Origin of the sequence: Saccharopolyspora soli (assembly GCF_022678645.1) — a bacterium.
GTDB lineage: Bacteria > Actinomycetota > Actinomycetes > Mycobacteriales > Pseudonocardiaceae > Saccharopolyspora > Saccharopolyspora soli.
Genome location: NZ_JALBWV010000088.1, coordinates 23,065 through 29,534, shown reverse-complemented (window position 1 = coordinate 29,534; position 6,470 = coordinate 23,065). Strand labels below are relative to the sequence as shown.

At 68.0% G+C, this 6,470-nt stretch carries 7 protein-coding genes; 4 read left to right on the top strand and 3 right to left on the bottom strand.

Annotated elements, in window-relative coordinates; all coding sequences use genetic code 11:
* Positions 1-262: 262 nt before the first annotated feature.
* Positions 263-832, bottom strand: a complete 570-nt coding sequence (locus MOQ72_RS39445) for a helix-turn-helix domain-containing protein (protein ID WP_242191080.1) — start codon at positions 830-832, stop codon at positions 263-265.
* Between the two features lie 72 nt (positions 833-904).
* Between MOQ72_RS39445 and MOQ72_RS39440 the strand changes: the two genes are divergently transcribed.
* The 4 genes from MOQ72_RS39440 (at position 905) to MOQ72_RS45450 (ending at position 3,925) form a co-directional block, all read left to right on the top strand.
* On the top strand, positions 905-1,402 hold the full coding sequence (locus MOQ72_RS39440) for a GNAT family N-acetyltransferase (protein ID WP_308198054.1): 498 nt from the start codon (positions 905-907) through the stop codon (positions 1,400-1,402).
* 159 nt (positions 1,403-1,561) lie between these two features.
* On the top strand, positions 1,562-2,122 hold the full coding sequence (locus MOQ72_RS39435) for a DUF4352 domain-containing protein (protein ID WP_242191078.1): 561 nt from the start codon (positions 1,562-1,564) through the stop codon (positions 2,120-2,122).
* Between the two features lie 333 nt (positions 2,123-2,455).
* Complete coding sequence (gene ldt-CoaP / locus MOQ72_RS39430; RefSeq protein WP_242191077.1) at positions 2,456-3,268, top strand: L,D-transpeptidase; 813 nt, start codon at positions 2,456-2,458, stop codon at positions 3,266-3,268.
* Between the two features lie 48 nt (positions 3,269-3,316).
* The gene (locus MOQ72_RS45450; protein ID WP_308198053.1) at positions 3,317-3,925 is read left to right on the top strand and encodes a hypothetical protein; all 609 of its coding nucleotides are present in this window, start codon (positions 3,317-3,319) and stop codon (positions 3,923-3,925) included.
* Positions 3,926-4,351: 426 nt separating this feature from the next.
* Here the strand turns inward: MOQ72_RS45450 and MOQ72_RS39420 are convergent, their stop codons facing one another.
* On the bottom strand, positions 4,352-5,455 hold the full coding sequence (locus tag MOQ72_RS39420) for a hypothetical protein (protein ID WP_242191076.1): 1,104 nt from the start codon (positions 5,453-5,455) through the stop codon (positions 4,352-4,354).
* A gap of 69 nt (positions 5,456-5,524) precedes the next feature.
* Positions 5,525-6,430: a serine hydrolase gene (locus MOQ72_RS39415; protein WP_242191075.1), complete on the bottom strand. Its 906-nt coding sequence runs from the start codon at positions 6,428-6,430 to the stop codon at positions 5,525-5,527.
* Positions 6,431-6,470: the final 40 nt, after the last annotated feature.

Sequence of the window (6,470 nt, the reverse complement as noted above, 5' to 3'; positions counted from 1 at the left end):
CACTTATCCGGTGGCGGGGGGTGGGGGGGGTGCCTATTTCGCGCAAAATCGCCCCCACAACCCGGTCGCGGGCCCGCGAAATCAGCCCCGGGGGGGGGGGGGGGGTGCGGGCCCCCCCCGGCCACACCCCCAGTCCGGGGCCGTGCGTGCTCGACCGGGCTCCGGCCAACCCACCACGTCGTGAGTGGCAGCGGTCGTAAGAACGGCCATTACCACTCACGACAGTGCCCCTACCGGTACAGACTCCCGGGCGTCCCGGAATTCATCGGTCGGCCGTCGGTCGGCGTGGCCGCATGATCAACGCCGCGACGTAGTACGCGCAGGGTTCGTCGGTGGTGTTGGCGTAGCCGTGCGGCGTGTCGGCCGCGAAGTACAGCGAATCTCCGGCCGCCAAGTCGAAAACCTCCGCGCCGATGGTCAGCCGCAGGCAGCCGGACTCCACCACGACGAACTCGTGCGAGCCGGGTGCGTAGGCGGGGAAGAGCCCGGCATCGCACCGAGCGGGCAGCCTGGACCGGATCCACTCGAAGTTCACCCCTGGCACCACCGGGCTGAGGATGGTGCGTTGCCATCCACCGACTTCGTCGATGGCATCCTGCTCAGCCGCGCGCCGGACGATCACCCGCTCCGGCGCGGTGATCAGGTCCGCCATCGGGACGCCCAGGCCGTCAGCGATGCGGGCCAGCACGACGATGGTCGCCGCCTTCTGCCCGCGTTCCACGGCGGACAACATCCCCGCGCTCACGGACGCAGCCGTTGCCAAGTCCTGGAGCGTCATGCGCCGGTCGATCCGCAGCGCTTGCACGCGTTTGCCCAGTTCCACCAGGTCCATGTTTTCACTATAATGGCAAGTCTATTCACTATAGAGAAATTGGGAGTGTTGATGGGCGCAGGAGACGCGTGCGTGCGGTCCGGCGTTGACGCGGATCTCGACGTAGTGGCCGAGATCTTCGCCCACTACGTCAACGACAGCACCGCCACGTTCGAGACGGTGCCGCCGAGCGCGGCCCAGTGGCGGCAGAAGTTCGACGCGCTGACCCGAAACGGGCTGCCGTTCCTGGTCGTCGAGGTCGGCACCGAGCTCGTCGGCTTCGCCTACGCTGCGCCGTGGCGCCCCAAGCCCGCCTACCGCTACACCGTCGAGGACACCGTCTACCTCGCGCCGGGTTGGACCGGGAAGGGACTCGGGCGGCTCCTGCTCGGGGACTTGGTGGCGAGCAGCGCACGAGCCGGGGTCGCGCAGATGATCGCGGTCATCACCGACGACGGGGACGGCTCCTCGGCGGCACTGCATCGCGCCTGCGGTTTCCGGGAGGTCGGTCGGCTGCATGATGTGGGCCACAAGTTCGGCCGCTGGATCGGTACCTTGCTGTTGCAGCGGAATCTGTCCGCGAAGTCGTAAACCCTGGTCATGTCAGCAGTTTTCGCGGCTGCCCGGTTGCGCATCCGGAGTTCAGTTGAAGTACTCCATAGGACATTTGTCCGTTCTGATTGTTCCGTCTGGGTGCTTGTGGCAACGTGACCGCCGTTGGACCAGACCTATCAATTCGTGTGAGGAAAATTGAAGAGGCTGATTGCGCCGTTAGCCGCGGCGTTGTTGATCGGGTTAGCAGGCTGCGGTGCCGCGGAGTCGGACGCGTCGGACGGTGGGAACTCCGCCTCGACGGAGGGCACCAGCCAGAGCGGCACCGAATCCGAGGAGTCCACCGGCCCGCAGAACGTCGCCTTCGGGCAGCCGATCACGTTCCAGGCGGACGAGGACACCCAACTGCAGGTGACCATCGGCGCACCTGCCGACTACGACGCCGCGCAGGCCGATTTCCCGCCCGAGAAGGGCAAGTTCGTCGTGGTCGAGGGTCAGGCGTCGCTGCTCAAGGGCATCGCTGGCAATGTCAGCGAGGACGAGTTCATCCTGGTCGACGCGCAGGGCAACCGGTACGAACCCGCCATCGCGTCGATGGAGATCTCGGGGTCGTTCATCCACCTGCTGACCGCCGACGGTGAGGTCGCCACCGGCCAGATCATCTACGACGTGCCCGCGGACGCCACCGGATTCACCGTCGAGTACCAGCCGACGGACTCCAACAGCCAGCCGCTGGGTCTCGCCGCCACCTGGAAGTGACATAGCGAGCTCCTGACAGGCCGGGTCTTCCGAGTCGCCCCTCGACTCGGAAGACCCGGCCTTTTGTCGCTCAATAGAGGTAAAAACCTCACACGATCGAGCGGTCTATATCGCGTAACGATCCAAAGTTGACAGTCGCACTGGCTTGTTTGTCCTGATCAGGCAGGCAATGTGCGTGGTCGTGCTCCGGATGGTCTGCGTCGTTGCTCGCCGGGGACGGGTTAGCTTCCCGGCGGCACTTGATCTCGCAGATCAGGCTGCCCGCCGCAGGTGCTTCCCGGCCATCGCCGGACGCTGCCGACAACAGGTACGCAAACGGGCCAGGAGCCGATCATGAGACCTCGCACAACTGGTGCCAGACGAGCTGATTCCGCCGATCGCCGAGTCCGGGCGACGACGGCCGCCGCGCTCGGCGCGCTGTGCCTCGCGCTCACCGGCTGTGCGGGCGCCACTCCGATCGAGCCCGCGCACGCGATGGCCCGCGCCGACCTCGGCATGCAGGTGTCGGCGACCACCTTCGCCGACTTTCCCTCGGCGCCGTTGGATCCGGCGCCGACCGCGGACACCGATGGCGTCGTGCTGCACGTCAAGCAGGACATCCCCGTGCACCAAGCGCCCGACGGCCCGGTGTTCGCCCGCCTTCCCGCCACCCAGCTGGAGAACCCCACCTGGGTGCCGGTCATCGCGGAACGCGGGCCGTGGGCGCAGGTGCTGCTCCCGTCGCGCCCCAACGGGGCCACCGGCTGGGTGCGCCCCGATGGCCGGGTCGACCGCGCTCGGTCGCCCTACGTCGTGGACGTCGACATCGACGCACGGCGGCTCGTGGTGCGCAACAACGGTGCGGTGGTCGGGGAGTGGACTGTCGGTGTCGGCGCGCCGGACTCGCCGACACCGCGTGGCCGCACCTTCATCATGGCCGCGATCGAGGAGACCGTGACCCGGTTCAGCCCGATCATCCTGCCGCTCGGCGTGCATTCGGAAACCTTCAACACCTACGGCGGCGGTCCCGGCACGGTCGCGCTGCACGGCTGGCCCGACCCCGCCGTGTTCGGGCAGGCGAGCAGCGACGGATGCGTTCGGGTGCCCGATGACGCGCTGCGGCTGCTGACCACCTTGCCGCTGGGCACCCTCGTCCACCTGCGGTGACGCCGCGGCTGGAGTTTTCCCGGAAAACACAGAAAAGGAAGTGCGAGTATGCGTAGGACGGCTTGTGTCGCGGGGATTTTCGCCGCGAGCGCCGGAATGCTGGTCAGCGGTGCGCCAGCGTTCGCCGACAGCACCGACAACGACGGCGTGAACTTGGGCAACGACAACAACCTGAGCTTGCTGCCGATCCAGCTGTGCGGCAACAACATCGCGGTGCTCGGTGCCGTCGTGCCGATCCTGTCGCCGCTGGCCAACAACTGCGTCAACGCACCGATCGTGGACCACCCGCAGACGGGGAGCCCGGGGCCGGGGACCCCCGAGCCGCCGGGGCAACCAGAGGAACCGAACCAGCCTGAACAGCCAGGTTGCCCACCTGGGACGACTGGTCCGGGCGGCTCCAGCGGAACGGGTAACCCCGACTGGCCGGGTGGCCCCGGTTGGCCGGGCGGATTCGACTGGCCAGGGGGCTCCGGAGGTCAGCCGGGCCCGGGTGGGGCGGATTGCGAGCCCGGACCTGGTGGGCCAGGTGGACCCGGCGGACCTGGCGGCCCCGGTGGGCCGGGTGGACCTGGCGGCCCCGGCGAGGCCACCTCGCCGAGCCTGCCGACCGCGCCCACCCCGGACCCCGTCCGCGGGCACCACGCGGTCACCGGCTGAGATCATCCGGACGGCTGGCTTCCGCCACCTGAACAGGTGCGTTCCGACGATGCCGCTGGCCAGCGTTCCATGATCACTACTACATTCCGTGCTGCGTAGATTGCTACGCACTCCAAGTGGTCGTTTCGGCTCAAGCGACCACACCCCCCTGCGGTGGTGTTCGGCGAAGTACTCCCCCTCTCTTCGCTGAACACCACCGTATTTTATGAGTGCTCGGCGTGGCTTTCGTGGCGGTGCCGGTAGCGGTACCCCTGTCCTCGCGAGAAAACCTCTGAGAACCCGCGGCGGTGCAAGTTGCGAGGGTGGGAGGAAGCGGCTGCCGCCGCTCGCCTGACGACCACCCCGACACACCAATCCGCGCGCTCTTATTCGCCGTATTTGTTCGCAGCTGGAGACAACAGACGCGGTTGTCCAACGAATGTCGTACTACGCAAGCAGATCGCGGGCTTCGGCGAAGACCGCGCGGTATGCGGGGCCGAAGGTGTGCGCCATCGCGAACAGCGCGTCCAGCGCGCCGCGGAGCGGATCGGTGTCGACGGCGGCGAACAGCGCCGGGAGCGCCATGGCCTGCTGCAGCATCCGCGGCGCTGGTGGGGCGTCGAAACCGTTGGCGTCCAACGGAACTTGTGCGACGGTCGTGTGCGGCACCTGGTCATCGCGCAGCAGCCATTCCCAGGCTTGCCGTTCGTCGTCGAACGGCGCTGGAAGCGGCTCCTGCCGATCGGCGGCCGCCAGTGCTCGCTCGACGCTGTCGAGCACCACGAGTCCGGCTTCGGTGCAGGCCCGACGAGCCGCCCACCGCGCGAGCATCCGCTGCCGATCGGGAGAGATGGCTTCGACCGCATCCACCAGATCGCGGTCCAGTTTGGCCATGCCCCAGACGTTGCCGCCGAGGGTGCGCAGCCGTTCCGAAGGCGGGCGACCACCCCAGCGCTCGGCCTCGCGGTCGTCCTTCGCCTGCTTCAGCGCCAGCTGCTCGCGCCGCTTCGCCTCGGCCTTCTCCTCCGGAGTCGGCGGCGGCGTGGTCTTCCGGGCGATGTCGTGCCAATACGCCGCGCTGTCGCTGGTCTGCTTCACCACCTGATCCGGCGCGGGCGGGGATGGCCAGAACTGCAGCAGATACCGGTCCAGCGGCGGCCCATCGTCGAGAATCGTGTCCGCCTCGCGCGCCTGGTCCATGCCGGTCGCGCAGTACCGGACCCGGTAGTTGGTCAATTCGAGATCGAGCGGCCACGCCGCCTCGCCCGCCCACTGCACCAGCGCGACGTCCGGTTCGACGGGGCGGAAGGAGACCTCGACGATCTCCTGCCACGACTCGTCCAACGGCGGCGGCTTTTCGTGCAGCTCCACGGTGAAAGCGATGTGCCCGGTGTGCAGGCCGGTGGTGAGGAACAGCGAACCCGGCACTGCGGCACCGCAAAGGCCGTTGGACTGACCCGCGCAGGCGTCGGTCAGATCCAGGTTCAGCCCGCTCGCCACGTAGATCTGCCGGTAGTGGACGTGCGGCCGACCGTTGAACAGGATTCGCATCGGTCACCTCTGGGAAACCTGTGGAGGGCACCCCGAACCGTTCGAGGTGCCCTCCACAGTGGAATTCGATCAGCTGCTGGCCCGGTCCAGCACTTCGGTCAGCGCTGTGGTCCGCGCGGCGGCGGTGTCCCAAGGCGTCTTTTCCGGCTCCAGGGTGAGCAGCACGATGATCTTCTCGTCGTCGCCGACGGTGCCCGAGGTGTGCATGGCGGGCCGCTTCAGGTCGATGTCGTCGGCCGCCTGGGGCGTCGTCTCCTCACCCGGCGCGATCTCCCGGGCCTGCCGCACCTCCGGCGAGCCGAGCACCTTCAGGCTCAGCTGCGGGTCGCTGGAGTCCTTGCACTCCTTGCCGGGCTCCGGCGCGGCGCCGAACCCGGACCAGCCCTGCTTGACCGCGCCCGGTTCGTCCACCGCGCTGGGAATCCCGAAGGACTGGTCGAACTTGTCGTCCGCGCACTTGGTGTGCGCGTGCAGGTTGGTCAGCATGAACTCGCGGACCTCGGGGGCCGCGTCGTGCAGGATGTACTGGTAGATCTTGGCCACGTCGGACGCGCTGAGCGCGGTGTAGCCCCACATGCCTTCGTCGACCGGCGCCGCGGTGTCCACCAGCCCGATCTTGGCGACCATCCGATCGACGATCGCCTTCTGCCCGCCGCGCACCCACAGCGCGCTGGCGGCGTCGTCGTTGCTGGAGCGCAGCATCGGTTCCAGCAGCGCGCGGTCCTCGGCCGGGATCTCCCCGCCGTTCAAGGCTTCCAGGTAGTCGATCGCGATCAGCAGCTTCACCAACGACGCCGAGCGGAACTTGTCGTGCTCGTGGTGCTTCAGCGCGGTTTCGCCGGACTCGACGTCCACCACCACGTAGGCCGCGGTCACGTCATCGCTGATAGGCGCCGCGTAAGAGGGGGTTGCCGCGAGCAGCATTCCGGCGGTCGCAGTGGCCAGCCCAGCGGCGGCTTTCTTCGCGAAATTCACTTTTCGCCCCATTGATCGCACTGCGTTCATCGGTACGCGT

What these genes read in the sequence shown, in the direction of transcription:
- ldt-CoaP (WP_242191077.1), top strand. Translation starts at nt 2,456, where the DNA reads ATGAGACCTCGCACAACTGGTGCCAGACGAGCTGATTCCGCCGATCGC.
- MOQ72_RS45450 (WP_308198053.1), top strand. Translation starts at nt 3,317, where the DNA reads ATGCGTAGGACGGCTTGTGTCGCGGGGATTTTCGCCGCGAGCGCCGGA.
- MOQ72_RS39420 (WP_242191076.1), bottom strand. Translation starts at nt 5,455, where the DNA reads ATGCGAATCCTGTTCAACGGTCGGCCGCACGTCCACTACCGGCAGATC.
- MOQ72_RS39445 (WP_242191080.1), bottom strand. Translation starts at nt 832, where the DNA reads ATGGACCTGGTGGAACTGGGCAAACGCGTGCAAGCGCTGCGGATCGAC.